Source organism: Streptomyces sp. NPDC060000, from assembly GCF_042737375.1.
Lineage (GTDB): Bacteria > Actinomycetota > Actinomycetes > Streptomycetales > Streptomycetaceae > Streptomyces.
The window spans coordinates 42,255-64,118 of record NZ_JBHWUU010000022.1; the positions used below are offsets into that span (position 1 = coordinate 42,255).

General features: G+C 68.4%; 17 protein-coding genes and 4 pseudogenes. 12 read left to right on the top strand and 9 right to left on the bottom strand.

Annotated elements, in window-relative coordinates:
- The first annotated feature begins 8 nt into the window (after nucleotides 1–8).
- A complete protein-coding gene (locus ACFWBB_RS14280) occupies nucleotides 9–1,097 on the top strand; it encodes an ATP-binding cassette domain-containing protein (RefSeq protein WP_385270714.1) in 1,089 nt (362 codons plus the stop codon).
- 9 nt (nucleotides 1,098–1,106) lie between these two features.
- On the top strand, nucleotides 1,107–1,928 hold the full coding sequence (locus ACFWBB_RS14285) for a DUF1707 domain-containing protein (RefSeq protein ID WP_385270717.1): 822 nt from the start codon (nucleotides 1,107–1,109) through the stop codon (nucleotides 1,926–1,928).
- A gap of 377 nt (nucleotides 1,929–2,305) precedes the next feature.
- On the opposite strand, the gene ACFWBB_RS14290 is transcribed toward ACFWBB_RS14285, so the two are convergent.
- The gene (locus tag ACFWBB_RS14290) at nucleotides 2,306–3,637 is read right to left on the bottom strand and encodes an SGNH/GDSL hydrolase family protein (RefSeq protein WP_385270720.1); all 1,332 of its coding nucleotides are present in this window, start codon (nucleotides 3,635–3,637) and stop codon (nucleotides 2,306–2,308) included.
- 300 nt (nucleotides 3,638–3,937) lie between these two features.
- On the opposite strand from ACFWBB_RS14290, the gene ACFWBB_RS14295 reads away from it, so the two are divergent.
- Both ACFWBB_RS14295 and ACFWBB_RS14300 read left to right on the top strand, forming a co-directional pair.
- Nucleotides 3,938–5,260, top strand: coding sequence for a DUF445 domain-containing protein (locus ACFWBB_RS14295; RefSeq protein WP_385270723.1), 1,323 nt, complete (start codon nucleotides 3,938–3,940; stop codon nucleotides 5,258–5,260).
- A gap of 65 nt (nucleotides 5,261–5,325) precedes the next feature.
- Nucleotides 5,326–6,840, top strand: a complete 1,515-nt coding sequence (locus ACFWBB_RS14300; RefSeq protein ID WP_385270726.1) for an MFS transporter — start codon at nucleotides 5,326–5,328, stop codon at nucleotides 6,838–6,840.
- 174 nt (nucleotides 6,841–7,014) lie between these two features.
- Here ACFWBB_RS14300 and ACFWBB_RS14305 read toward each other — a convergent pair whose 3' ends face one another.
- The gene (locus tag ACFWBB_RS14305; protein WP_385270729.1) at nucleotides 7,015–8,490 is read right to left on the bottom strand and encodes an alginate lyase family protein; all 1,476 of its coding nucleotides are present in this window, start codon (nucleotides 8,488–8,490) and stop codon (nucleotides 7,015–7,017) included.
- A gap of 402 nt (nucleotides 8,491–8,892) precedes the next feature.
- Here ACFWBB_RS14305 and ACFWBB_RS14310 point away from each other — a divergent pair, with 402 nt between their 5' ends.
- Complete coding sequence (locus ACFWBB_RS14310; protein WP_385270732.1) at nucleotides 8,893–9,693, top strand: hypothetical protein; 801 nt, start codon at nucleotides 8,893–8,895, stop codon at nucleotides 9,691–9,693.
- A gap of 26 nt (nucleotides 9,694–9,719) precedes the next feature.
- Here ACFWBB_RS14310 and ACFWBB_RS14315 read toward each other — a convergent pair whose 3' ends face one another.
- On the bottom strand, nucleotides 9,720–10,022 hold the full coding sequence (locus ACFWBB_RS14315; RefSeq protein ID WP_385270735.1) for a hypothetical protein: 303 nt from the start codon (nucleotides 10,020–10,022) through the stop codon (nucleotides 9,720–9,722).
- A 166-nt stretch (nucleotides 10,023–10,188) separates the two neighbouring features.
- Here ACFWBB_RS14315 and ACFWBB_RS14320 point away from each other — a divergent pair, with 166 nt between their 5' ends.
- Nucleotides 10,189–10,635 (top strand): Hsp20/alpha crystallin family protein, encoded by a 447-nt coding sequence (locus tag ACFWBB_RS14320; RefSeq protein ID WP_385270738.1) that lies wholly within the window; start codon nucleotides 10,189–10,191, stop codon nucleotides 10,633–10,635.
- A gap of 324 nt (nucleotides 10,636–10,959) precedes the next feature.
- Here ACFWBB_RS14320 and ACFWBB_RS14325 read toward each other — a convergent pair whose 3' ends face one another.
- The 3 genes and pseudogenes from ACFWBB_RS14325 to ACFWBB_RS14335 form a co-directional block, all read right to left on the bottom strand.
- Entirely contained in the window at nucleotides 10,960–12,135 is a 1,176-nt protein-coding gene (locus ACFWBB_RS14325) for a CU044_5270 family protein (RefSeq protein ID WP_385270741.1), read from the bottom strand.
- Nucleotides 12,132–12,806, bottom strand: coding sequence for an RNA polymerase sigma factor (locus ACFWBB_RS14330; RefSeq protein WP_385270859.1), 675 nt, complete (start codon nucleotides 12,804–12,806; stop codon nucleotides 12,132–12,134). The genes ACFWBB_RS14325 and ACFWBB_RS14330 overlap by 4 nt, the downstream gene beginning before the upstream one ends.
- A 129-nt stretch (nucleotides 12,807–12,935) precedes the next feature.
- Nucleotides 12,936–13,319, bottom strand: a pseudogene (locus ACFWBB_RS14335) (SDR family NAD(P)-dependent oxidoreductase); the annotation flags it as partial.
- Nucleotides 13,320–13,321: 2 nt separating this feature from the next.
- Between ACFWBB_RS14335 and ACFWBB_RS14340 the strand changes: the two are divergent.
- A pseudogene (locus tag ACFWBB_RS14340) lies at nucleotides 13,322–13,561 on the top strand (hypothetical protein); the annotation flags it as partial.
- 426 nt (nucleotides 13,562–13,987) lie between these two features.
- Here the strand turns inward: ACFWBB_RS14340 and ACFWBB_RS14345 are convergent.
- Together ACFWBB_RS14345 and ACFWBB_RS14350 are read right to left on the bottom strand one after the other, a co-directional pair.
- Complete coding sequence (locus ACFWBB_RS14345; RefSeq protein WP_385270744.1) at nucleotides 13,988–14,539, bottom strand: N-acetyltransferase; 552 nt, start codon at nucleotides 14,537–14,539, stop codon at nucleotides 13,988–13,990.
- Nucleotides 14,536–15,801: a hypothetical protein gene (locus ACFWBB_RS14350; RefSeq protein WP_385270747.1), complete on the bottom strand. Its 1,266-nt coding sequence runs from the start codon at nucleotides 15,799–15,801 to the stop codon at nucleotides 14,536–14,538. The genes ACFWBB_RS14345 and ACFWBB_RS14350 overlap by 4 nt, the downstream gene beginning before the upstream one ends.
- Nucleotides 15,802–15,972: 171 nt before the next feature.
- Between ACFWBB_RS14350 and tgmA the strand changes: the two genes are divergently transcribed.
- The 4 genes and pseudogenes from tgmA to ACFWBB_RS14370 all read left to right on the top strand — a co-directional run.
- Nucleotides 15,973–16,236 carry a putative ATP-grasp-modified RiPP gene (tgmA, locus tag ACFWBB_RS14355; RefSeq protein ID WP_385270750.1) on the top strand — a complete coding sequence of 88 codons (264 nt, stop codon included), beginning with the start codon at nucleotides 15,973–15,975 and terminating at the stop codon, nucleotides 16,234–16,236.
- Nucleotides 16,237–16,240: 4 nt separating this feature from the next.
- Nucleotides 16,241–17,210: pseudogene (tgmB, locus tag ACFWBB_RS14360) on the top strand (ATP-grasp ribosomal peptide maturase).
- Entirely contained in the window at nucleotides 17,194–18,408 is a 1,215-nt protein-coding gene (gene tgmC, locus ACFWBB_RS14365; RefSeq protein WP_385270753.1) for an ATP-grasp peptide maturase system methyltransferase, read from the top strand. Before tgmB ends, tgmC begins: the two are co-directional and overlap by 17 nt.
- 81 nt (nucleotides 18,409–18,489) lie before the next feature.
- Nucleotides 18,490–18,812: pseudogene (locus tag ACFWBB_RS14370) on the top strand (DUF6879 family protein); the annotation flags it as partial.
- A 224-nt stretch (nucleotides 18,813–19,036) separates the two neighbouring features.
- Here ACFWBB_RS14370 and ACFWBB_RS14375 read toward each other — a convergent pair.
- Nucleotides 19,037–20,794 (bottom strand): DUF262 domain-containing protein, encoded by a 1,758-nt coding sequence (locus ACFWBB_RS14375; protein ID WP_385270756.1) that lies wholly within the window; start codon nucleotides 20,792–20,794, stop codon nucleotides 19,037–19,039.
- A gap of 188 nt (nucleotides 20,795–20,982) precedes the next feature.
- On the opposite strand from ACFWBB_RS14375, the gene ACFWBB_RS14380 reads away from it, so the two are divergent.
- Complete coding sequence (locus ACFWBB_RS14380) at nucleotides 20,983–21,768, top strand: hypothetical protein (RefSeq protein ID WP_385270759.1); 786 nt, start codon at nucleotides 20,983–20,985, stop codon at nucleotides 21,766–21,768.
- Nucleotides 21,769–21,864 lie beyond the last annotated feature (96 nt).

The following is a 21,864-nucleotide window of genomic DNA, read 5'->3' on the forward strand; positions in this document are numbered from 1 at the left end:
GCGCGACCGTGTCGGAGAGTGCGAAGAGGGCCGAGAGCGAGGGGCGCGCCGGGAGCCCGAGGAGCGCCGGGAGTGCGTTCATCGAGGTGGACCGGGTGGAGAAGGTCTTCGATGTGCGGAGGAAGACCGGCTTCCTGAAGCGGGAGCTTCGGCGGGTGCGGGCGGTGGACTCGATCTCGTTCACCGTGGCGCGCGGTGAGATGGTCGGCTACATCGGGCCGAACGGCGCGGGGAAGTCGACGACGATCAAGATGCTGACGGGGATCCTGACGCCGAGCGGGGGCCGGCTGCGGGTCGCCGGGATCGATCCGTCGCGTGAGCGGACGCGGCTGGCGCATCGGATAGGGGTGGTGTTCGGGCAGCGTACGACGCTGTGGTGGGACCTCCCGCTGATCGACTCCTATCGGCTGATGCACCGCATGTACCGCATCCCGGACGGCCGTTACCGGCAGAACCTCGACCGGCTGGTCGAACTCCTCGATCTGTCGGCGTTGTTGGACGTGCCCGTGCGGCAGCTGTCACTCGGGCAGCGGATGCGCGGGGACATCGCGGCGGCGCTGCTGCACGACCCCGAGGTGCTCTATCTGGACGAGCCGACGATCGGTCTGGACGTGGTCTCCAAGGCGCGGGTGCGGGAGTTCCTGCGCGAGCTGAACACCGAGCGGGGCACGACGGTCCTGCTCACCACGCACGACCTCCAGGACATCGAGCAGCTCTGCTCCCGGGTGATGGTCATCGACCATGGTCGGCTGGTCTACGACGGGGCGCTGGCCGGGCTGCACGAGGCGGGGGAGAGTGAGCGGACGCTGGTGGTGGACCTGGAGCGGGAGCTGCCGCCGGTCGAGGTGGGGGAGGCGGCGCGGGTGGTGAAGGTGGACGGGCCGAGGCAGTGGCTGGCGTTCCCCGCGTCGGAGTCGGCGGCTCCGCTCGTCGCCCGGATCGCGGCGGAGTACCCGCTGGTGGACCTGTCGGTGCGGGAGCCGGACATCGAGGCCGTGATCGCGAAGATGCTGTATTCGACGGGGGGCGCCCACGAATTCCCGCCCGGGCGTGAGCCCGCGCGGGAGACCGTAGTGCCGGGGCCCGGGAACTCGTAGGCTGCTGACATGAGCGACGACGCAGCCCCGGGACTGCCGGATCTCCGTGCCTCCGACGCCGATCGTGAGCGGGTCGTCGAGGTCCTGCGGGACGCCCTCGCGGAGGGCCGTCTCGACATGGCGGAGTTCGAGGAACGGATGGAGGAGACGTACAAGGCGCGCACGTACGGGGAGTTGACGCCGATCACCCGGGACCTGCCGGTCGCCGCAGTGGCACCCCCGTCGGTCGTGTCGCTGCACAAGGAGCCGCCGGCGGACGGGAGTTGGGCCGGGCGGGTGGTGGGCGGCGAGGGTTCGTCGAGCTGGGCGGTGGCCGTGATGTCCGGCTTTCAGCGCCGGGGCCGCTGGACGGTCCCCCGGCGTTTCACCTGCGTCGCGTTCTGGGGCGGTGGGGAGATCGACCTGCGTGAGGCGGACTTCGCGGCCGGTGAGGTCGAGATCAACTGTGTCGCGATCATGGGCGGGGTGCAGATCATCGTGCCGCCGGGGGTCGAGGTGGACGTCCGCGGGATCGGCGTGATGGGCGGCTTCGACCAGCGGGAGACCGGGGTGCGCGGTGAGCCGGGCGCGCCGCGGGTGGTCGTCAGCGGGTTCGCCTTCTGGGGCGGGGTCGGCGTCGAGCGCAAGAAGACGCGGGCCGCCCGGCGGCAGGAGAAGCTGGACCGCAGGGCGGCGAAACGCGAGTTGCGCTCGTCGTCCCGGGAGGGTGAACAGGACGCCCACCGGCGGATGCTGGAGGGCCACAAGGACATCCTGGGGGGACATCGGCACGGCCAAGGGCCCGGGTCCGGCGCCCGGGAGGAACAGCGGGAACACCGCTACGAGGACTGACGGCCACCGCCCGGCAGGGGCCCGCGGTGAGGCCCGGCGGCGGCCGCTCGGCCCGGACGGTCGCTGTGGGGTTCGGTGGCTGCCGCTCGGCCAGAGGCCCCGCTGCGGGGCCCGGCGGCGGCTTTGAGGCCTGGCGGCGCCTATGGGGCCGAGGGCGGTCGCTCGGCCCGACGGTCGCTGTGGGGTTCGGTGGCTGCCGCTCGGTCAGGGGCCCCGCTGCGGGGCCCGGCGGCGGCTTTGAGGCCTGGCGGCGCTACGGGGTGGACGGCGGTCGCTCGGCCCGGACGGTCGCTGTGGGGTTCGGTGGCTGGCGCTCGGTCAGGGGCCCCGCTGCGGTGCCCGGCGGCTGCTGCGGCCGGGTGGGAGCCTGCCGGTGACTACAGCCGGGCGGGAACCGATCCCTTCAGTTCCGCCAGGCCGACGGTCTGCGCCATCTTCCGGTAGCCGCGGTCGCTGGGGTGCAGCTGGTCGCCCGAGTCGTACTCGGGGCGCAGGCTGCGCGGGTCGTACGGGTCGCGCAGCGCCCTGTCGAAGTCGACGACCTCGTCGAACACGCCGTCCGTCCGGATCGCCCGGTTGATCCGCTGCCGTACGTCCTCGCGGGCGTCGGTGTAGCCGTGGTGGCCGCGGAACGGCGTGAGAGTGCTGCCGACGACCCTGATGCCGTGGGCGTGGGCGCGCTCGACGAGGGTGCGCAGGCCGGTCACGACCGCCTGCGGGTCGGCGAGCCGCCGGTTGCGCAGGATGTCGTTGATGCCGAGGTCGATGACGACGGCCTTGACGTTCGTACGGCCGAGGACGTCCCGTTCGAAGCGGTTGAGGCCGGCCGCGCCGCGGTGGGGGTCGTCGACGAGGACCTGGTTGCCGCTGATGCCCTCGTTGACGACGCCGTAGCGGGGTGCGTCCCCGCCGGTGGCGACGCTCGCGCGCAGCCGGCCGGCGAGGACGTCGGGCCAGCGGCGGTTCGTGCCGGTGGTGGAGGTGACGCCGTCGGTGATGGAGTCGCCGAAAGCTACGACGGTGCCGTCGGCCTCGTTGCTGAGCACGTCCAGCGCGGTCAGGTAGCGCCAGTACTCGCCGGCCGGGGTGAACGAGGCGCCGGTCGTGTCCTCGGTGGACTCGCCCTCGGCGACGTAGTTGGTCTGCCGGGCGTGCGGGTGGTAGGTGACCGGGCCGGCCGAGGCGGGGGTGTAGACGCTGACCAGGACGTCGGAGTCGTGCGGGACGACCACGTTCACGGCGTCGCTGACCGTCTGCCCGCCGGCCGGGACGACGACGGTGGTGGCCCCGCCGAAGGTGAGCCGGCGCAGTGTGCCGGGGAGCACGGCCGCGCTCCCGCCGCCGGCCGCGACGGCGAGGGTGGCGTGCGTCACGGTGAGCGGCCCGGCGCCGTAGAGGTTGGACAGTGTGGCGCGGGCACTCGTACCGCCGACGCTGGTGTGCACGACGTTGCGGACCGTGCGGCCCGCCGTGCCGTCGGTCGCGGTGCCGGGTTCACCGCTGACCGGGGCGGCGGCCCAGGTGCCGACCCAGACGCCCGTCGAGGCGGGGGCGGCGTCGCCGGGGCCGGGGGCCGGGGCGAGGGCGGCCGCGCCGGAGCGGTACCCGGGGCCGTGGTCGGCGGCGACCGAGACGTACAGCGCGGTGGACAGGCCCACGACCAGGGCGACGATCGCAGACAGGAGGGCACAACCGTGTCGCCTGGCCATGCGGGTGGGTCTCCTCGGGGAGGGGAGCAGCGATGCGGCTCCGGATCATGCAGTCATGCAGTCATGCAGTGATGCGCTCACGCAGTGATGCAGGCACGCAGGCACGCAGACACGCAGGCACGCAGTCATGTCTTCATGCGTTCATGCGGGAGTTCACCGTTGAGCTCCCCCATCTGACAGACGCCGGGAACTCCTGTTCCGTTCCGGGAGTCGGTCAAGCAGGGACAATATCTGCGTGATCCGCGTGCGTTTCACGGGGGCACAGGTGGCACAGGTGGCACAGGGCGTCGACCGGAACGGATGGAACGGATGGATCGTACGGAAGCGGAGCGGCCGGCCGGCACCGGGGCGGCGCGCGCGATGACCGTCTTCAGCGCCGCCGACGAGGAGAAGCGGCGCGGGGTGCGCCAGATGAAGCTCACCGCGGCCGGGCTGCTGCTGTTCGTGGCCGTGGTGTACGTCCTCGCCGAGTGGGCTTCCCACCACGGTGCGGGGGCCTGGGCGGGCTATGTGGCGGCCGCCGCGGAGGCGGGCATGGTCGGTGCGCTCGCCGACTGGTTCGCGGTCACGGCGCTCTTCCGTCACCCGCTCGGCCTGCCGATCCCGCACACGGCGATCATCCCGAACAAGAAGGATCAGCTGGGTGTCTCGCTGGGCGAGTTCGTCGGGGAGAACTTCCTCTCCGAGGACGTCGTACGGGAGCGGCTGCGCGCGGTCGGCATCGGCACCCGGCTGGGTGCCTGGCTGGCCGATCCGGCGCACGCCGACCGGGTGACGGCGGAACTGGCGACGGCGCTGCGGGGCGCGCTCACGGTCCTGCGCGACTCGGATGTGCAGGCGGTGGTGGGGGAGGCGATCACGCGTCGCGCCGAGGCGCAGGAGATCGCGCCGGGCATCGGCAAGATGCTGGACAAGATCGTCGCGGACGGCGGTCACCGGCGGGCCGTGGACCTGGTGGTGGCCCGGGCGTACGACTGGCTGGTGCTGCACGGCGACTCGGTGATGGGCGCGGTGGAGGGCGGTGCCCCCGGGTGGACGCCCCGTTTCGTCGACAAGCGGATCGGCGAGCGCGTCTACAAGGAACTGCTGCGGTTCTGCGCGGAGATGCGGGACATGCCGTCCCACCCGGCGCGGGGCGCCCTCGACCGGTTCCTCGGCGACTTCGCCTCCGACCTCCAGTCCGACACGGACACCCGGGCGCGGGTGGAGCGGCTCAAGGGTGAGGTGCTGGGCCGGGGCGAGGTGCAGGATCTGATCGCGTCCGTCTGGACCGCCGTGCGCTCCATGATCGTCGCGGCTGCGGAGGACGAGCGCAGCGAGCTGCGGCTGCGGGTGCGGGCCTCGCTGCTGTCCCTGGGGGCCAGGATGGCCACCGAGCGCAAGGTGCAGGAGAAGGTGGACAGCTGGGTGGAGGGCGCGGCGGTGCACGTCGTGACGACCTACCGGCACGAGATCACCTCCCTGATCACCGACACGGTCGCGGGCTGGGACGCGGAGCACACGACCCGCAAGATCGAGGCCAACATCGGCCGTGACCTCCAGTTCATCCGGATCAACGGCACGGTGGTGGGTTCGCTGGCCGGGTTGCTGATCTACACGGTGGCGCGCTGGCTCGGGGCTTAAAGGCGCTGGTCGCGGGAACACGACCGGCGTTCCGCTCGAAGCGGGGCGTGCCGAGGAGGGAGCCCATGACCAGCGCCGAAGCTGCCGTGCCGGCCGAGAAGGACCGCACGATCACCACTGACATCCCCGCCCGCCTCGACCGGCTCCCCTGGTCGCGGTGGCACTGGACCATCGTCTTCGGTCTGGGCACCGTGTGGATCCTGGACGGCCTGGAGGTCACGGTCGTAGGGAACATCGCTGCCCGGCTGTCGGAGCCGGGCAGCGGCCTGCCGATCACCTCCGGGCAGGTCACCGGCGTCGCGGCCGCGCTGTACGTGGCCGGTGCGTGCGTCGGTGCCCTCTTCTGGGGCCGGCTCACCGACAAGTGGGGCCGCAAGAAGCTGTTCATGATCACCCTCGCGGTGTATCTGGCGGCCACGGCCCTGACGGCGGTGTCCTTCGACACCTGGTGGTTCCTGCTGTTCCGGTTCCTCACCGGCTTCGGCATCGGTGGCGAGTACGCGGCCATCAACTCCGCGATCGACGAGCTGATCCCGGCGCAGTACCGGGGCCGGGTCGACCTGATCATCAACGGCAGCTTCTGGCTGGGCGCGGTCGGCGGTTCGCTGCTGTCGATCGTCGCGCTGAACACCGACATCTTCGCGGCGGACGTGGGCTGGCGGCTGACGTTCGCGCTGGGCGCCGTCCTCGCCCTGGTGATCCTGCTCGTACGGCGGCACGTCCCGGAGAGCCCACGCTGGCTGCTGATCCACGGCCGGGACCGGGAGGCCGAGGAGATCGTCACCTCGATCGAGAAGAACATCGAGGAGGACAAGGGGGAGCGGCTGCCGCGGGCCGAGGGCGAGCTCACGATCCATCAGCGCCGCACCGTCTCCTTCGTCGAGATCGCCCGCACGGTGTTCTCCGACTACCGGCGCCGCTCGGTCCTCGGCTTCTCGCTCTTCATCGGACAGGCGTTCCTCTACAACGCGATCACCTTCGGCTTCGGCGCCATCCTCACCAAGTTCTTCGACGTGCCGAGCGGCAGCACCGGCTACTACTTCGCCGTCATCGCGATCGGCAACTTCTGCGGTCCGCTGCTGCTGGGCAAGCTGTTCGACACGGTGGGCCGACGGGTGATGATCTCCTCGACGTACCTGCTCTCCGGTGTGCTGCTGTTCGGCACGGCCTGGCTGTTCGACCAGGGCTCGCTGAACGCGACGACGATGACGGCCTGCTGGTGCGCGGTGCTGTTCTTCGCGTCGGCGGGCGCGTCGAGCGCCTATCTGACGGTGTCGGAGGTCTTCCCGATGGAGACCCGCGCGATGTCCATCGCCTTCTTCTACGCCCTCGGCACCGCCGCCGGCGGCATCAGCGGCCCCCTGCTGTTCGCCGACCTCACCGACACGGGCAAGGTCGGCGACACGGTCCTCGCCTTCTGCATCGGCGCGACCCTGATGTGTGCGGCGGGCCTGGTGGCGGCGTTCCTGGCGGTCAAGGCCGAGGGGCGCTCCCTGGAGGACATCGCCAAGCCCCTGACGGCGGCGACGAAGGTCAGCGAGTCGACCGAGGGAGACCGCTCCCGCAAGGCGACCGCGTGAGGTCATCGGCGCGGGCGGCCTCCCGCGGCCGGTCGTGCGGGCGGCCTCCCGCGGCCGGTCGCGCGGGTGGCTGCCTGAGTCCGCCGCACGCGGGCGACCGCCTGAGTGCGCTCGCGCGGCGATCGTCCGAGGTCATGGGCGCGGGCGACCGCCTGAGTCCGCCTGCGGGGTCTTCTACTGTTCGCCGCCCCGGGCCCGTCCCCGTCGGCGCAGCAACAGCAGGCCGCCCGCCAGGGCGGTGAGGCCGGTGGTCGCGGTCCAGGCGACGAGGTCGGTGGAACCGGTGGACGCGAGGCCGCCGCTCTTCGGAGCGGCGGCCTTCGCCGTGCCGTGGCCCGCCGAGGCGGAGGGCGCCGCCGCCCCACCCGCTGCGGCCCCGGACGCGGCCGAGGACGTGGACGAGGACGTGGACGGGACCTCGGATGCGGACGCCGACGTGGACGAGGTGTCCGAGGAGCCGCCGCCCGCGGTCGTCGTCGCCCGGTCCCGGGTGAACGCCAGCGTGCCGAAGCCGAGTTGGTCGTAGCCGCCGCTGTTGGGGCCGTAGTCCCCGCCGCCCCCCTCGGGTGCCGCCTCGGCGGCGATCCGGGTGAGGTACGGGGCGGACAGTCCCCGGCGCCCGGTGTAGTGGTTGGCGATCATCGCCCAGACCGGCCGGGTCATCGCCGGGTCGACGCCCGCCGCCCCGGAGGCCGTCTCGCTGCCCGACCAGCCGCCCACCGCGCCCTTGGCCCGGGTGTTGGCCGTGTAGGCGACATCCCCGCCGAGGCTCCACTTGGCCACGTACTGGGCGCCCTTGAGGAAGCGGCTGTCGTCGTACCCGTAGAGGTCGATGCCCTGGTTCCAGGCCATCTCGCAGAAGGTGCCCATGAGGCCCACGCCGAGCAGCGCGTGCCCCTGGTCCCGGCCGGCCTCCAGCCACTCGCCGAGACCGTCGTCGTGCACGACCGGGACGGCCTTCCTGACGGCGCCGAGCCCGGAGCCGTTCTTGAAGTACTGGACGGCCTGCTCCACCTTGGCGCTGTCGTCGCAGAAGATGCCGGTGGCGAGGACGCAGGCCATGGCGGTGAGGTCCCAGTTGGGCCAGTAGTTGGTGACCACGGCGCCGTTGTGTTCGACGAGGAAGCTCTCGCTGAGCGGCGAGAAGACGGTGGTCAGCATCTTCTGGAAACGCTCGAGCTCGAAGCCGGCGTGGTCGCGGACGAGTTCGGCGGCGTTGGCGGCCTGGTAGCCGTACAGCCCGGCCGCCAGGAACCGGTCGGCGGAGCCCGCGAGCGAAGTGAGCTTCGCCGACCAGGCGTTGAGGATCGCGACGGCGGTGTCGGCGTACGCGCTGTCACCGCTGACGTGGAAGCGCAGACCGTTCTGGTAGGCGGCGTGGAGGTCGTTGTAGAGGATCGCGTAGTTCTGGGGCGAGCCCGAGCCCCGGTACACGGTGGCCTGTGGATTGGCCGTCCAGCCGCTCTGCGCGTGCCGGTTGGCGGTGAGCCGGGCGTATCCGGCCGTGTAGGGCCCGGCGCCGGCCTTCACCTTGGCGGCCATCCGGGCCAGATCGGCGCCGGTGTGCAGGAGGCCCGGGTGCGCGTATCCGGCCGCGGCGGCGGGCGCGGCGGGGACGGCCGCGGCCACACCGACGGCTCCGGCCGCCATGCCCGCGGCCTTCAGCAGTCCGCGGCGGCTGATCTGTCGCGGGGCGATCCGTCGGGGTCGAGTCTGGTGCGGTTGCAGGTGCATGACGCGGAGACGGACGAGGGGTGGGGCCGATAACGAAAACCTGACCGACTGCACCCCGACGGCGCACGCCGTGCAACTCATCGACCCTCAGGCGGGTTTCGGCTGCCGGACGGCGTTGCGCGAGTGCCTCCGCAAGATGGCGTGGACGAGGCCGCAGGGGTACGGGTGGGCGTGCCGGTCGGTGGAAGGGCCGGGCGAAGGGGTGGGAGGAGAGGCGGGCAGAGGGGCGGTGACCCGAGAGATGAAGATCGTATAAGGTGGCGCGCCGTGGCACGCGCAAACGCGTGAACCGTGCCACGTACTCGGGGGAGATCTCACGTGAACACCGGCAGCCCGGGCCGCTCCGGCGCGCTGCGCGCCCTGCCCAACCCGCTCGCCGTCGCCTCGGCCCTGGCCGAACCCTCCCGTGCCGACCGGGTGGACGACCCCACGGTGCGCGTCCTGGCATGGGCCCGGACAGCGGTGGGGCTGGCCGCGACGGTGTGGCTGCTGATGGCGTATCCCCTGCGGGAGGGGCGCGAGAAGTTCGTCATGGACAAGCTGGAGGAGCTGCTGATCGGCTGCGGGATCACCTTCGGCACGGCCTTCGTCGCCGTGACGGCGTTCATCGCCACGGCCCGCTCACCGCTCGGCCGGGTGTACGCGCGTCGCCTGCTGGGCCCGCTGCTCTCGGTGTTCGCGATCGCGCTCGGCGCCGCGGTGTGCTGGTTCCTGGTCCGGCTGCTGAAGGGCGAGATCATCGCGCCGTCCGACTTCGACTACCACGGCATCCTCTTCGGCATCCTGCTGATCGTGGTGTTCGCCCTCGGCACCCTCGCCTGCGCCGCCGCCCTGCTCCTCGCGATCCCCGTCACCGTGGTGGCCCTGGTCTACGCCTTCAACTCCTGCTTCCGCCTCGGCGACGTCCACGACCTGCTGCCGGCTCTGATCTCCCCGCTCCTGGTCTGGTCGCTCTTCGGCCTGGGCCTGCTGGACGACCCGGAGGTGGCCGCCCCACCGCTCGTCCTCTACGGCTTCCTGGTGGGCGGCCCGCTGTCGGTGACGCTGCTGTCGGTGTGGGAGATACGGCGACTGCGCCGACGGCACGGGGTGACGTTGCGGTCGGCGCTGGGCCGGTAGGTCTCCGGCCCCGCGTGACCCCTGGCTCAGCCCCGCCGGTCCGCGACCGCCCAGGACGCGAGGGCGACCGCGCCCGCCACGCCGAACACCGACGGCCAGGCCCCCACCCTCTTCGCCAGCGGATGCGACCCCGCGAAGGCGGCGACGTACGTGGCGGTCAGTGCCCCCGCGGCCTTTCCGCCCGCCTGCTGCTGCCACTGCCGCGCGGCCGCGGCCCCCGCGACGGCGAGGACGACCCCGCCCAGCGGCCGCTGCCTCGTCCACCGGGCCACGCCGTACCCGCCGACCAGCCCGCCCGCGGCGATCACCGCACTGGGAACCCTCACCATGTCTGCCTGCCTTCTTCTCATCGGTCGGCTTCGACTGGCCCGAGGCTAACCCGATGCCTCACCGACACGACGAAGGTGAGCCGAGGCTTGTCAACTTTCCTCGTTCGAGCTATATAAGAAGGCATGAGGCATCGCCTGACAGAACCTCTGGAAGGAGTGACCCGTGATGCTCATGCGTACCGACCCGTTCCGTGAATTCGACCGGCTCGCCCAGCAGTTCTTCGGCCCCGGGACGGCTACCGGCACCGACCACCACCCCGCCGCGATGGCGATGGACGCCTACCGCTCGGGCGACGACTTCCTCGTCCACTTCGACCTCCCCGGCATCGACCCGGAGACGATCGAACTGGACGTGGAACGCAACGTCCTGAACGTGCGCGCCGAGCGCCGTTCCCCCGCCCCCGAAGGAGCGGAGCTGATCGTCGCCGAGCGTCCGGCCGGCACCTTCACCCGCCAGCTCTTCCTGGGCGAGACCCTCGACACGGAGCGCATCGACGCGTCCTACGAGGCCGGCGTCCTGACCCTGCGCATCCCGGTGGCCGAACAGGCCAAGCCGCGCCGTATCCAGATCACGGGCGGCACGAGGGGCGACCGCAGGCAGCTGGGCGGATGACGAGCGGCTGACGTCTGAAGGGCTCGGGAGAGCGCCGAGGCGGCGGCCACAGCCCGCCTCTCTCCCGAGCCCGCCGCCGAACCGAGCCCGAGCCCGCCGTCGAGCCCGAGCCCGCCGTCGAACCAAGCCCGAGCCCGAGCCCGCTGTCGAACCCGAGCCCGAACTCAAGCCCGCCGTCGAACCAAGCCCGAGCCCGAGCTCAAGCCGAACCCGAACCCGAGCCCGAACTAAAGCCCGCCGTCGAACCGAGCCCCAGCCCGAGCTCAAGACCGCCGTCGAACCAAGCCCGAGCCGAGGCACAGGCCAAGCCCGGCGGCGTTGCGGCTAGCCTCGCCGGGCCCGCCGGCGCTCGCCCGGCGTCTGCCCGCGCTTGTCCACGACGGCCCGCTCCAGCACCGCGCTCGTGTCGTAGACCGTGCCCGCCTTGGCCCGCTCGGTGTCGCGGCTGAAGACGGTGCGTACGCCGAGGTAGTCGAGGGTGCGGGGATCGAAGATCCACTCGGTGCGGGTCCCGTGCCGGGTGTCCTCCCGGGCGATGGCGATGCCGTGCCGGCCGGCGGCGTCCACCGCGTCGGCCACCTCGGTCACACCGGCGATCCGGGCGGTGGCCCGGTAGAACGCGGCAGCCGTCGCGGACGGCATGATCTGCTCCCCGACGAGATCACCGATCCGGCCGAAGACCACCTGATCCCTGTCCTCCCCCTTCTCGACACGGGTGTCGGCGTAGAGCAGCTTCAGCAGGGCGTCGGGATCGGTCGGCAGGGAGGCGAGCCAGGCGTAGGTGGGCCGGTCGAAGCCCGCCGCCACCGCCGCGTCCTTCGGGTCCGTACCGTCCGGCACGCCCACCTCGATCGGCCAGTCCTGTCCGTTCTCACGGATCAGCCCGACATCGGTCACAGGCCCCTGCCGCTGCGAGAACCACACCTGCCGCTCGTGCGTCTTCCCGAGCTTGACGGGCCCGTCGAAGGCACCCTCGTTCCCGGCACCCGTGCTGCGCACGTAGACGAACTGACCGTCGCCCACGCGCTCGACGTCCGTCCGCATGGCGACGGCGGCGATACGGTCGAGGGTCACGACGGCGCTGCGGCTCCCGCCCGCCGTGCTGCTCGCACCGGGCCGCGCCGCCGTTCCACCGCCATCCTGCCCCGAGCCGATCCCGGCCGTGAGCCCGGCGGCCAACGCGGCGGCGACGACACCGGCGACGAGAGCGGGCCGCGACCACCGTCGCCCCCGGAAGAGGTACGGATCGCCGCCGCAGGGGCGAGCGCCGAGGTGACCGCGGCTGCTGTCATAGGTGTTGCTGTCACCGGTGCGGCTTTCACCGCCGCTACCGCTGAGGCTTCCGCCGTCTTTGTCGATGAGCTGCATCAGAACGTCCATGTGATGGGAGCGACGCCCGGGAGGCAGCACCTGCTCGGCGGGACCGGCGGGCAACAGCCCCTCCAGTTCCCGGAGTTCTTCGAGTCGCTCCTGCTCGGGTCCGACCGGAGTGGAGTTCATCGGGCTTCCTCCTGAATGGGCAGGACCGCGAACGCGGTCTCACTCTCTACCTCTCCGCGACGGGGGCGGGGTTCCGTACGTCGTCCCGCGGGCCGTCCCGCAGACCGTCCGGTACGCCCCGGCTCCCCGGCCTCCCGCTCGACGATCTCCCGCAGCCGGGCCCGAGCCCGGGACAACCGTGACCGGACGGTCCCCACCGGCACCCCGAGGGCCTCGGCGGCCTGCGCGTAGTCGAGCCCGCCCCACACGCACAGGGCGATGACCTCCCGCTCGTGCCGCCTGAGCCGCCCCAGCACCCGCCGCACTTCGGCGAGCCGACGGGCGTCGTCGATCCGCCCGGCGACCTCCTCGGCGAAGTCCCCCACAACCGCGTCGGCTCCGGCGTCGGCTCCGGCCCGCCGGGCGAGAAAGGCGAGCCGTCGCCGAAGACCCCGGTCGGCGTTGCGTGCCTTGTTGGTGGCGATGCCGAACAACCACGGCCGCAACGTCCCACCCTCGACGGCCACCTCGCCCCGCCCCCGCCAGGCGGCGAGAAACGTCTCCGACATGACCTCCTCGGCCAGCGACCAGTCCCCGGTCAGCCGGAGCGCGTGGTTGTACACGGCCGTCGCGTACGACTCGTAGAGCTCGGCGAAAGCCGCCCGCTCCCCGCTCCGCACCCGCCCGCGCAACCGCCCGCCGTCATCGTCGTCCTCGGCCTCTGCGATCTCTCTGATGGACCTCACACATCTACCTCTCCGGGCAGGAGGAGGCAGTTCCCGTGGCGTCGGTCACACTGCTCCGGACCAGGCCCAGCAGGGCTACCAGGGCAGCGGCCCCTCCGCGTCGAGAAAGCTCCCGGTCGGCCCGTCGGGGCCCACCCGCGCCATCCGGACGATGATCTCGGCGCCCTCCTCGACACTCTGGACGCCGGTGTTCCCGTTGAGGTCGGTCTTGGTGAAGCCGGGCTCCACCGCGTTGATCCGCATGCCCGGGAACGCCTTCGCGAACTGCAAGGTGATCATGTTGACCGCGCTCTTCGAGGCCGGGTAGGCGACGCCCGGATAGGCGTACGCCGGGGTGTCCGCGTCAGCGACGCGGCTCAGGGAGGCCTGACCGCTGCTGACGTTGACGACGACGGGGGCGGGGGAGCGGCGCAGCAGCGGCAGGAACGCGTGGGTGACCCGCACGGTGCCGAAGACGTTTCGTGGGCTACCACCAGGCCTCGGTCATCATCGACCACCCCCAAACGGGCCCCATCACCCTCGACTGCGACATCCTCACCGTCACAGGCAGCGACCTCCGCATCATGATCTACACAGCAGCCCCGGACAGTGAGGACGCGCAACGCCTGGAGCTCTTGGCGGTGGTGGGCCTACAGCCGCTCGCGGAGGAACGGAGGCCGGATCCAAGGTCTCGGACACCCGCGTCTGGGAGGCCGCTTTGAAACGTCCCCGACACCCTCGATCATGAACGTTCACCGTCCGAGGCTGAGACCACCGCTGGTCGAAAGGGGCCGCTTCGCCCGTCGTTCAGGACCGTCTAACCTGCGGAGCATGATTCGTGCGGTGGTGTTCGACGGGGCGAGTGTCTTGTTGACGAGACCCGGGAGTACGGGACGTGGCCAGGGAGCGAGCGTGCGCCGGACCTCGCGGATGCGATCCATGCCGGTGGCGTACCAGGTGATGGCCAACTGGTCGAGGGCCGTGACGGCGTATCTGCACGCTTCCTCCGGTCTGCCGTCCGCGGCTTCGACCGCAGCGAGGTCGCCAAGGACGACGGTGCGCTGTTTGTCTGACTCGGGTGGCAGATTGTCGAGTACCTCGTGGAGCGTCTGGCGAGTCTGTCATGGAGCTTCGGGTCGGCTGACAGTTCATACCTGGTGCAGCGGATCGCGCATCATCGAGGCGAAGACCGGGGAGTCCGCGAACGGCTGCTGCTCGCCGATCTTCTCGTAGCCCCAGCGCTCGTAGACGGCTTGGACCTTGCCTTCTCCCGCCTTCGGATTGACCAACAGTGTGACCCGGTCCTCTTCTCTGCCGGCCAGAAGTTCCTCGTGGATGCGGAGGGCCAGGCCGGTCCCGCGCCACGGGCGCCGGACCACGATCTCGTTCAGCGCGAGCGTGCGCTTGCCCGTCTCTTCCGTGTACCCGTCGGGCAGTGGGGTCGTCATGGCTCGCCACCAGCGAGTGCCGGGGCCCAACGGGGTGGCGTACGCGAAACCGGCGGGCTCGGTCCCGTCGTAGGCGACGACTGTCTCCCACCCGGGCAGCGAGCTGTGTCCTGTCAGCCGCTCGTCGAAGCGTTCGGCGGAGTAGAAGGGACCCGTGAGGCCCAAGTCGCGCTGACGGACCTCGACATGGATGTTGACGATCGTCCGGCGCACGCGCTCGACGGCGGTGTGACGGCGCAACTCAAGGCTCACAGGAGCTCCGTTTCGAACCACTCGCGAGTGGCGGGGGAGTCTGGGACGAGGGCGTGGAGCCGGTGTCCGAAGGTGTTCAGCAGACGGGCGGTGCGTCCGTGTCGAGCTGGGGCGGGGATCTTGTTTGCTGTGGACACGGCGAGTTCGGGCTCATGCTGGCCGAGCTGGGCTTGGGCGAGATAGGCGTGGGTGAGGGCCCGGTTGCGCTTCAGGTCCGGCCGAAGTCTCGCCAGCGTGTGGTGGGCGTGTGCCTCTGCTTCTTCCCACAAGCCGAGCGTGGTGCTTGTCGTGAGGGCGAGGAGGTGGAACTCGGCCGAGTCGTAGAACCGCAGCCACGCGGGGCGTTGCGCCCCGGTCTCGGCCCGGCCCAGATTGGCCTCGGCGATGCCGAGGGAGCGCACGGCGGCCTGGCGGTTGCGCACGTCGGCGTGGTGCACGGCCGCACGCGCGTGGGCGAGGGAGGCAAAGAGGGGGTCGCGGGCGGCGCGGGTACGTTTCGCGGCTTCGTCGGCCGCGAGTGCGTCGGCGTACTGGCCCTGGTGCCGGTAGAACGCTCCAGCATGTCCCCAGACGCGGAACTGGATCGCGGAATCGCCGGAAAGGCCGGCGAGAGCGATTGCCTCGCTCAGATGCTGTCGGGCCCGGTCAAGCCGTCCGCCGTCGATCGCGGCCCACAAGGCGGAGCCGGTGAAGGCCGCGGCGAGGCCGTAGAGCTGTCCGCGCACGCGTTGTGAGGCGGGCCGTGTGTCCTGGAGGTGCAGCACACGCTGGGACCAAGCGAGCGCTGCCGCTTCGACCTGATCGGTTCCGCCGGCCTTGTTGTCGTTGGCGATGATCAGTGCGAACTGGGCGGCGAGCCGGTTCACATCGGACTGCCCGATGCGCCCCGGCAGGCTTGACGGGCCCGCGATGGGCGAGAGAGCGGAGGCTGAGGCGGTGGTGAGGAAGGTTCGGCGGAGCACGTGCTCCTCCTTGTGGTGCCGACTGCTTTCGGGTGTTGGCTGCTTGACGGAGGACCTGGCGTGGGGAGTGAACCCCAGCTCGATCGCCGTACACCCGAATACTGCCTCCAGTGCCAGTCGTTGTCTGGCCTGCGGCCACCGGGTTCTCCCCGTCGCCAAATTGTGGATCGTTCGGACCGAGACGGTGCCTTGCCTGCCGGTGACCTGCTCGATCGCCCCGTTGATCGCCTCAGCCAACTCCTCCTGCGTGAAGCTGAGTTCACGCATGCGTGCCTTGAACTTCTCATTTGCCTCCGCCACACGAACCACCGTAAGGGCGGGGCGCTGTAGTCATCCTGGCGTGAGTAAAGGAGGGGTCAGTTTTTCCGGTTGAGGGCGGACGGGGAGAGCACGGTCTTTCCTGCCGATCGGCGCACCTCCTGTCGTTCACTGAGTGTCACAGCGTGAACACGACTTTTCGAAGGAGAATCCGTGGCACACACGAAGCCGCACCAGATCACCGCTGCCCGACCATGGGGAGTCGGCCGTCTGGCCCCCTACCCGACGACGGTGAAGCTGCCGTTCGCCGTGGTCACGGTCGACCCGGCCACACAGACCGGCGTCTTCCGCGACCACCGGGGCCAAGTGGTCGAGATGGGCAAGCACGGCACCAGCTCCGGCACGGAGACGTCCACCTCCACCAACCTCGACTCGCAGCCCGATCAAGGACACGACCAGGACAGCAACAAGGACTGACGCTGTGACCGAGGAGAGGCCCGTGCTGGTGGTCACCGAGGAGAACGACATCACCGCCGACATGGTGATCACCCACCTCAACCGGCGCGGCGTACCAGTGGTCCGCTTCAACCCTGCCGACGTCGGTCCCGACCTGACGGTCTCAGCACGACTCGGCAGCTGCCCGGCCCCAGTGGCCGGGCACATTCGAACCCCGTCGCGAACGGTCGGCCTGGAGCACGTGCGAGCGGTGTACTGGCGCCGCCCCGTCTGGCCCGGATTCGAGCACCTTTCGGACGCCGACGCGCAGTTCGCCGCCGCGCAGGTCCGCTATGGGCTCGGCGGCATTCTGTACGCCTTACCAGGCTGCCTGTGGGTCAATCATCCACTCAGGAACGCAGCTGCCGACTACAAGCCCGCCCAACTGGCTCTCGCCCAACGAATGGACCTCACGGTTCCGCCCACACTCGTGACGAACGACCCCGACGAGGCACGTCGGTTCATCCACGAACACGGTGAGGTCATCCACAAAACGCTGAGATGGACGCCGTACCAGCGAGACGGCGTCGGCCTCACTTCAGGCGGAGCCGGTTCGCGCCGAGGAACTGGACGACTCCGTCCGCGTCACACCGCACCTGTTCCAGGCCCGTGTGGACAAAGTCGCGGACCTGCGAGTCCTCATCGTCGGACGGCGCGTGTTCGCCGTACGCATCGACTCCGGCCTCCTGGACTGGCGCAAGGACTACAGCCTGCTCAGATACCACGTGGTAGACCTGCCGGGCACCCTTGAGAAGGCCCTTCTCGCCTACCTCGACCACCTGGGCCTCGTATCTGGATCCTTCGACCTCGCTCTGGACCACGACGGCGAGTTCCACTGGTTGGAGCTGAACCCCAACGGCCAGTGGGGATGGCTGGAGGAGAAGACCGGACTGCACATGGCCGCGGCGTTCGCCGACCTGCTCACTCAAGGAGAAGCACATGCCCCTGCCCGATAGCGCTCCGCAGCGGCGCGCCCTCGCCGACCGGCTGGAGGCCGCCGGAATCCTGAGGAGTACCCAGTGGCGTGCAGCGGTCGAGGCCGTCCCGCGTGAGCTGTTCCTGCATCCGGGTGTGTTCCTTCCAGCGGATGGCGGACGCTGGCGCCCGGTCAACGCGCTCGGCACAGACGCGAAGGAGTGGCTCGAGACCGCGTACAGCGAACAATCCCTGGCCACCCAACTGGACGGCTCCGTGACCGCTGACCAGACCGCCGACTTCGTCACCGGGATTCCCACCTCGTCGTCCACCACACCCGTGACCGTGGTCGGCATGATCGAGGGCCTACAGCTCGAGGACGGCCACAGGGTGCTGGAGATCGGCACCGGCACCGGCTACTCCACCGCTCTGATGTGCCATCGCCTCGGTGAGGACAACGTCACCACGGTCGAAGTGGATCCGCAGGTAGCCGCCCGCGCGGACGCCGCGCTGGAGGACGCCGGATACTCCACGTGGACGGTCACAGGTGACGGCCTCCTCGGCCACCCGGCCCGGGCTCCCTACGACCGAGTGATCGCCGCCTGTGCCGTACGCCGCATCCCCTACACCTGGGTCCGTCAGACCAAGCCCGGCGGCATCATTCTCAGCACAGTCGGCTCCTGGCCGTACGGCACCGGCCTGGCGAAGATCACCGTGAACGAGGATGGCAGCGCCGAAGGGCGGATCGTCGGCCGCTCCTCCTTCATGCAAGCTCGCTCCCAGGCCACCCCACCGTTGGCCGGGGACCTGTCGGCCCGCACTGCGTACCCGGACACGGAACGTCTGGTGAAGGTACCGCCCACCCTGCTGGACGAGTGGATGCCGGCCTTCCTCGCTCAACTCGCCGCGCCGACCGCCCAGCTCGTACGCGCCACGGGAAGCGATGGCACCCCCTTTCTCTACCTCTTCGACCCCGACCGGGAGTCCTTCGCGGCTTTCACGGAGGACACGTCCGGTTGGACGGTCAGTCAGGGAGGGCCCGTGGCCCTGTGGGACGACGTTGAGCAGGCCCTCACGGCCTGGCAGGACGCCGGGAAACCAGACATCAGCGCCGTACGACTCCACATCACAGACCGCGTGCACACCTACTGGATCGGCGGTAGGAAGATCACGACCAAGCATCGCTCGCACTGGATCGGCGAGAGCCCCTCGTTGCGATGGGAACACAGGCTTGCCTGAACCGGCGAACAGGGCCGGAGCCGGCGCCCTCATCGCTGGTCGTAGCGATGAACCTGAGCGCCATGTGGCTTTCTGGCGCGGGTCCTACGACGTGCCCGTGTCGTGTCCGAGCCGGTCACCGACTACATCCGTTACGAGCACGCCGGAACCGTCGTCAACCTGCACGCAGGCGAACTCGTTCGCTGGCTACCCGTAGGCGGGCGGCCGACCTGATGCTGCCCGGCGCCGACCTGTGGATCTTCGACGACACACAGGTCCTCTTCAACCACTTCTCGGGCGACGGCGATTGGAGTTGCACGCCCAACGAACTGCGCACGGAGTCGCACATCGTCAAGCAGTGCTCGGACGCCTTCGAGGCAGTATGGAAGCGCGCAGTCCCACACGACGAGTACGAGATCCACTGACAGAAAGTTTCCTCGGCCCGCTCATGTCTCTCTCCCTGTCCTCCTCCGCCCAGGCCGCTCGCGAGAACGTGACGCGACGGCTCGCGACCTGAGGAGAAACGCCGGCCTCACGGTCACCGAGCTGGCCTCCCACAGGTCGCTACTTGTCGCTGTGGGCCGCCCTTCGACAGCCCACACGCGACCCTGGCAGCAACGCTCCTCAAGCGACCTCTCAGCAGAGCCGTTTACGCCCAGCGACTGCCGTCAGGCCACACTTCAAGGGCATACCCAGCCAACTTGGCTTGGCGAGCCTTAATGCCGTCGACTCGCCATTTCCCGTTCTGGCGATCCCACAATGTATCGATCTCCGTTTGTGCGGAGATGAGAAGTGCAGAGTTGGTGTAGAGGTCGGCTTTCTCCGGAAAAGCGAGACCAGACAGCGCCTGGTTCTTCTTCCCTGTAAGAAGCGTTAGGTTCCCCAGCCTGCTGACCCAATCTTGGTGATCATCGAGAATCAGCTCAATGCTCGGCTTCTGGGGGTAGATATTATCAACATGAACCTTCCCATCCCCCATCACTAGTTCTTCATGAACGTCGTTCTTGAGGCGCAGGTGCTGCTCCATTTTTGTCAGGAGATACCGAGCTTGAGACGGCTTGGGGATTGAGGCTTCGAGGAAATCGGCCTTAAAGGTCTCATCGTCCGGAATCCAGCCGAAGACCTTCTGTAGCACACCTTCTAAGCTGGCGCCTCTAGAAAGCTCTTTGGCTGCGCTAAACACGTTCTCCTCGAGAAGGGTGGACTCCCTACGGCCGACCACCGTCCATCGTACGTAGTAGCTTATGGAAGCTTCTATTAGAATTTGCAGCTGCGGGTATGAATGCCCTCCTGAGGCAGACAGCAAGAGTGGGTAAAGGGCGTCCGCGCTCATAGCTTTGATCTCGTTCAAGGCGGCGTCGAAATCAACATCACCGGTGCTGCCTGTAATCAATTCCGCGTACCGGCCGGCGGCACCTTCGAGTTCGGCAGAAAAGGCCCCGACGCCATACAATTGTGGACGCTTGTCGAAATGGGCGCTAAGATCTTTCCGAATGGTCGCATAAAGACTATGAGACTTTACGTCACCATGCTTTGAAACCCAGAAGTGGCGCAAAAATTTTTCAATCTCTTCCCGGCGTTCAAATCCATCCAAAAGAGATCGCCACGCATCATTTACTCGAGTTTTCTCGTGCTCGCTCCTACCTTTCTCCATCAAGAAGTTGCGAACGAGGTCTACGGTGGAAAGATCCTTTCCTCGGGAGTTGATGGTTTCGAATACCTCGTTGGCGTCACCTGATGACGGGGTCTGGATCTCAACGAATACCAGACCGTTGATCAAGCATTCGCGCAGTGCGTCGAGGTAGTCCATGCGTGCCTCGTCTTCGACGTAGGCTTGTAGTCGATTGCTAATCTTGGATCGAAAATTGTTATACGCATCTAAAATGAGATGATGTGAGGGTCGTCCAGGCTTCTCAATTTTAGTGCAAGTGCCGGTAATTTCACTCCAATCTTGGATGTGATCGCGAAAGAAGTCGCGATCAAAAAGAGAAAGGACAAGGAAGTACTCCATCGGCTCCTTGCGGCCCGACTTGCGTGCTATGTAGTCTCGCTGGATATTGTTCGCGGTCGATATTCCTTCAGGTGATCTCATTCCCCAAAGTATGTCTCTGATCGCCGCAATGAGGATCGTGGATGTCGTCAGGCGCTGTTGGCCGTCAAGTAGCGAGCGTCCCTGTTTCGAGTCGACAGTGATGGTAACAACGGGACCTATGAAGTACTCTGCTGATGATTCGCGCCCGCTTTCGCGAGACTCCTTGAACTTCTCGATGTCTGCCCAAAAAACATCGACTTCCTTTTTTGTCCAGGCGTATTGGCGCTGGCTGTCATCGGGGACGGTGACGATGGGATTATTGGCGCCGATCAGCTGGCCGAGTGTTTGTCGCTGCGCCTGTTTGATGATGGCCATGAGAGTCCTTCAGTCGTCGTGCGGAAGGTGAGCGTACCTCCGCCCTGGTGCGAGTGGGGTGAGAACTCGCCAGACTAGGGGAAGCCAAGCTTGGTGGCACGTCATGCTCAGGCTGGGCCGCTAGCCCCGGGAGACTGCTACATTCAGCGGTCAAGCACTGTCGGCAAGTACGACCTCGGGCAGGGGACATGGACTTTTCGAACGAGAACACCGCCGCGCACCACTTGTATGCGCTGATAGCACGTGTCCGCTCATCTACCGAGAGTAATGCCGCCTCGGCTTGGTCTGAAGTCCTTGGCGCCGAGTGGGGCAGTCATGAGTTTGCCCGGCGACATTCCGAAGTCGTGACTCTGCTGCAAATGACAATTCGACAGGTGGGTGCGCTTCCAGAGAGAGCGCGTATCCGTTGCGAGCGGCATATCAACGCATGGTGGGTTGCGGTTATGCAGCCGGCGATTAATTGGATGGATGAGTCTCGGTCGCTCCAATCGCTTATCGATGACGATAAGCTGGATCACCTGGAGTCTACGGCAGATCTGATATCCGGAAACCTCGTAGGGTCCGATGCGGCACCACGCAGTACGGATTTAAGTGAGATAGTCGATCGCTGCAATGAGTGGATCGAACTGCTTACGTCCATGGGCGAAGGGGAAATTGATGGCCCTGTGAGGGATCAGCTGATTTCTCAACTCCGTCACCTGATCTGGCTGATCGATAACGCTGGCCTTTTTGGTGGAGCAAGGGTGGCAGAGGAGGCGAGCACTGTCATCGGGTCCCTGGCTCAGACCGGTGCCTCGTTGGTCAATGTTCGTGAAGAGAACCTAAATCATTGGAAAAAGGCCTTGTTGGCATTGGTGGCCGCGTGCGTTGTTTTCAATCAGGCGTCACCCATCCTGCAAGAGTCGCTTACTGCAGGCGAAAGTCTCGTCAAAGAAATTTCTTCAGTTGTTGAAGAGTTCCAGGAAGAAGGGTGAGGGAGATTCCGCCCTTTGAGTAGGGCACCTGCTCGGACTTGTTCCGGAGCAACCTCGGCGACGGGATGGAGGGGCGGGGCGTTTGGGGACGTGGAA

Bases quoted from the DNA above. Each gene is read 5' to 3' on its own strand.
- tgmC (WP_385270753.1), top strand. From the start codon at position 17,194: ATGCCCCTGCCCGATAGCGCTCCGCAGCGGCGCGCCCTCGCCGACCGG.
- ACFWBB_RS14300 (WP_385270726.1), top strand. From the start codon at position 5,326: ATGACCAGCGCCGAAGCTGCCGTGCCGGCCGAGAAGGACCGCACGATC.
- ACFWBB_RS14320 (WP_385270738.1), top strand. From the start codon at position 10,189: ATGCTCATGCGTACCGACCCGTTCCGTGAATTCGACCGGCTCGCCCAG.
- ACFWBB_RS14290 (WP_385270720.1), bottom strand. From the start codon at position 3,637: ATGGCCAGGCGACACGGTTGTGCCCTCCTGTCTGCGATCGTCGCCCTG.
- ACFWBB_RS14325 (WP_385270741.1), bottom strand. From the start codon at position 12,135: ATGAACTCCACTCCGGTCGGACCCGAGCAGGAGCGACTCGAAGAACTC.
- ACFWBB_RS14285 (WP_385270717.1), top strand. From the start codon at position 1,107: ATGAGCGACGACGCAGCCCCGGGACTGCCGGATCTCCGTGCCTCCGAC.
- ACFWBB_RS14305 (WP_385270729.1), bottom strand. From the start codon at position 8,490: ATGGCGGCCGGAGCCGTCGGTGTGGCCGCGGCCGTCCCCGCCGCGCCC.
- ACFWBB_RS14295 (WP_385270723.1), top strand. From the start codon at position 3,938: ATGGAACGGATGGATCGTACGGAAGCGGAGCGGCCGGCCGGCACCGGG.
- ACFWBB_RS14380 (WP_385270759.1), top strand. From the start codon at position 20,983: ATGGACTTTTCGAACGAGAACACCGCCGCGCACCACTTGTATGCGCTG.
- ACFWBB_RS14375 (WP_385270756.1), bottom strand. From the start codon at position 20,794: ATGGCCATCATCAAACAGGCGCAGCGACAAACACTCGGCCAGCTGATC.
- ACFWBB_RS14315 (WP_385270735.1), bottom strand. From the start codon at position 10,022: ATGGTGAGGGTTCCCAGTGCGGTGATCGCCGCGGGCGGGCTGGTCGGC.